Source organism: Acetobacter pasteurianus subsp. pasteurianus LMG 1262 = NBRC 106471, from assembly GCF_000285275.1.
Lineage (GTDB): Bacteria > Pseudomonadota > Alphaproteobacteria > Acetobacterales > Acetobacteraceae > Acetobacter > Acetobacter pasteurianus.
In genome coordinates this window covers 1-3,178 of sequence record NZ_CADO01000085.1, presented here as the reverse complement: position 1 = coordinate 3,178, position 3,178 = coordinate 1, and the positions used below count along the sequence as shown (strand labels likewise).

2 protein-coding genes and 1 riboswitch are annotated in these 3,178 nt (G+C 51.4%); both genes read right to left on the bottom strand.

The window, feature by feature from the left end:
* Positions 1–317 precede the first annotated feature (317 nt).
* Positions 318–1,346, bottom strand: coding sequence for a methionine synthase (locus tag APA10_RS11315; protein WP_035366745.1), 1,029 nt, complete (start codon positions 1,344–1,346; stop codon positions 318–320).
* A 27-nt stretch (positions 1,347–1,373) separates the two neighbouring features.
* Positions 1,374–2,357, bottom strand: a complete 984-nt coding sequence (locus tag APA10_RS11310) for a DUF1852 domain-containing protein (protein ID WP_035367694.1) — start codon at positions 2,355–2,357, stop codon at positions 1,374–1,376.
* 237 nt (positions 2,358–2,594) lie between these two features.
* Positions 2,595–2,826: riboswitch (cobalamin riboswitch) on the top strand.
* Positions 2,827–3,178: the final 352 nt, after the last annotated feature.

The window sequence follows — 3,178 nt, the reverse complement described above, 5'->3', positions numbered from 1 at the left end:
CAAACTACAACCCTCACGTGCCACTCTCAGGGCTTAACTGACGACACGCCGTAGTTCACTCTCATAAAATTTTATCATGATGGTGTACATGATTCTTTTGGGACAGCTTTCCATCATCCCGACCAATAATCGTGGCCTCTTGTGCACTGAATCTGAATACAAATTCGACCTCCTACATGAAACATGCAGGGAAAGGTCCGGAGACTGTGTTTTCTTGACCACCGACACGAAGCGTCTCCTGCTTGCTCTGGGAAGACCGCATCGACATGGTCGCTTCTGCGTTTCTCCCTCTCTTGGCGTCCAGCTACGGCAGGTTGTCAGGCCGAAAGTTCTCTGCGAACGATTTCCGCACCCGCGCCCAGGGCATTGAGCTTGCCCCGCGCCACGTCGCGTGGCAAAGGAGCCATCCCGCAGTTGGTGCAGGGATAAAGCTTGTCGGCATCGACAAACTGAAGCGCTTTTCGCAGGATATCAGCGACTTTTTCGGGCGTCTCAATGGTGATGGTGGCCACATCAATGGCGCCCACCATCACCTTTTTCCCACGAATGAGTTCGATCAGATCCATCGGAACACGGGAATTCTGACATTCCAGCGAGATCAGATCGATATTGGATTTCTGGAGCTTGGGGAAAATCTCTTCATACTGCCGCCACTCTTCTCCAAGAGCATTTTTCCAGTCGATATTGGCTTTGATACCATAACCATAGCAGATATGGACGGCGGTTTCGCATTTCAGCCCTTCAATAGCCCGCTCCAAAGTGACGATGCCCCAGTCATTCACCTCATCAAAGAAAACATTGAAGGCAGGTTCATCGAACTGGATGATATCGACGCCAGCGGCTTCCAGTTCCCTCGCTTCCTGATTGAGGATTTTGGCAAATTCCCACGCCAGTTTTTCGCGGCTTTTGTAATGGCCGTCATAAAGCGTGTCGATCATGGTCATGGGACCAGGAAGCGCCCATTTGATGGGCTTCTTTGTCAGCGTGCGCAAAAACTTCGCATCCTCGACAAAGACAGGTTTCTCACGTGCCACAGCACCGACAACTGATGGGACACTGGCATCGTAACGGTTGCGAATTTTAACCGTCTGACGGTTCTCAAAGTCGACGCCGCTGAGATGCTCGATAAACGTCGTGACGAAATGCTGGCGCGTCTGTTCGCCATCGCTGACTATGTCAATGCCGGCCCGGTCCTGATCGTCCAGGGTCAGGCGCAGCGCATCCTGTTTACCTTCGACAAATTCCTCACCCTGCAATTTCCAGGGCGACCAGAGGGTCTTAGGTTTGGCGAGCCAGGACGGCTTGGGCAGGCTACCAGCCGTTGAGGTGGGGAGCAGTGTTTTCATGAGAGATAACCTTGTGTTTCTGACTGATCAGGCGGCGTAGCTGGCAGACCACTGCTCAAGAACATCGTGATACGGTTCGATGAAATTCTCTTCCGTATACTTACCTTGTGCGGTTGCTAACTGACTCCGCTCTTCGCGGTCGTAAACAATGCGGGTGTTGGAATAATCCTGATGCTGCAGACTTGGCTTGTAACAGTCGCCTGCCGCAGCATTGGCGTTGTAGATTTCAGGGCGGTAGACCTTCTGAAAAGACTCCATCACACTGATGGTGCTGATAAGCTCAAGAGTCGAATAATCAGAGAGCAGGTTACCAAAAAAATAGAACGCCAATGGCGCTGCGCTATTGCGGGGCATGAAATAGCGGACCTGCATTCCCATTTTATTAAAATACTGATCTGTCAGAGAAAATTCACGCTGCTGGTATTCAACCCCCAGAACAGGATGCTGATTTTCAGTCCGATAATAGGTTCGGTTGGTTGAAACACTGAGGCATATAAGGGGAAGCTTCCTGAAATTCTTTCTGTAAGCGGTGGAATTCACAACGCTCTTAAAAAGATTTCCGTGCAGGTCTCCGTAATTTTGAGGAACGGTGAACTCTGCCTTGTTTTTATTGTAGTCGGGCAGCAGCACACTGAAATCATAATCCCGCACATATGAGGAAAAACTGTTTCCTGCGAGACCTTCTATGCGCCTGTTGGCCTTTTTATCGACAATCGTTGTGTACAGAACTTCGATCAGCGGAAAGCTTTCGTTCTTGCCGGCAAAGGCAAGGTCCATCTCAATGGAAACGATTTCAAGCTCGACGGAGTAGCGATCCCCCATGGGGTTGTCCCAATGCGCCAGGCCATTGAAACGATTGTCAATCATCCTGAGCACGTTGCGCAGGTTTTCCTGACGGCTTTCTCCTCTTGCCAGATTGGCGAAATTGGTCGTGAGACGCGTTCTGTCGGATGGATGATAATTCTCATCGAAGCGAATGCGCTTTATTTCAAATGCGGTTTCCCTGATCATTGAAGCCTTCATCATGCCTGCTGTTAAGAGCCGTGTCTGCCTTATGCCGGAAAACTTCATTGAGCAGAAATGATTTAAATTCATTAAACCATAAATATCACTCATGGAATGATGTGATCAGGGTGACGGCGAAAATGGATAAGGTCAGAGACTGACCTGCTATCTAGCATGTAAAAAATCGATATCTGCCTTCTGTCGTTCCATCTTGCGCGCTATGTGCATCTGGCGGCATGGTGCAAGGGCGAACGCTTCGATGGTCCCGCGCGAGCGGGTTAATAGGGAATACCGTCACGCACTGGGCAGATGACCGTCCAGAGGCATAGTCGGTGGCTGCTCCCGCAACTATAGGCGGTATGCTGCTGGTTCGTTCACCTTGAACGTGGACCACTGTTCCCATAGGGGCGGGGAGGTTGGAACCAGTCGGCCATGATCCGTGAGCCAGGAGACCTGCCATCGTTCAGCCACCAACCGTCGGGCGGGATGACCGAAGGGAGGAGAGAAGTCTATGCCTGTCTGCCTCGTGCTTCCGCCATTCCTACTGAAGCGGTCAACCGGATCTTTTCAGGCCACAGTCCCTTGCCTCATCAGATCTGACCGATATGCGCGACACATGTTCGTGCTGCTGAAAGCCCCTGGTCGTTAAGCACTTCGGATCCAGGAACCGGGCACTCACGCGCCTTGTCTGGTAGTGATAACGGTTACGCTTGCTCAGACAAAATGTGAGAGACGGGACGGCACTCCATACTGGAGCGTTACATCCTTTCGCCCTAGGGCCTGTTAGGGCTTGATCCAGTCTGCTGCGGCAGCGATGTGGATGACCG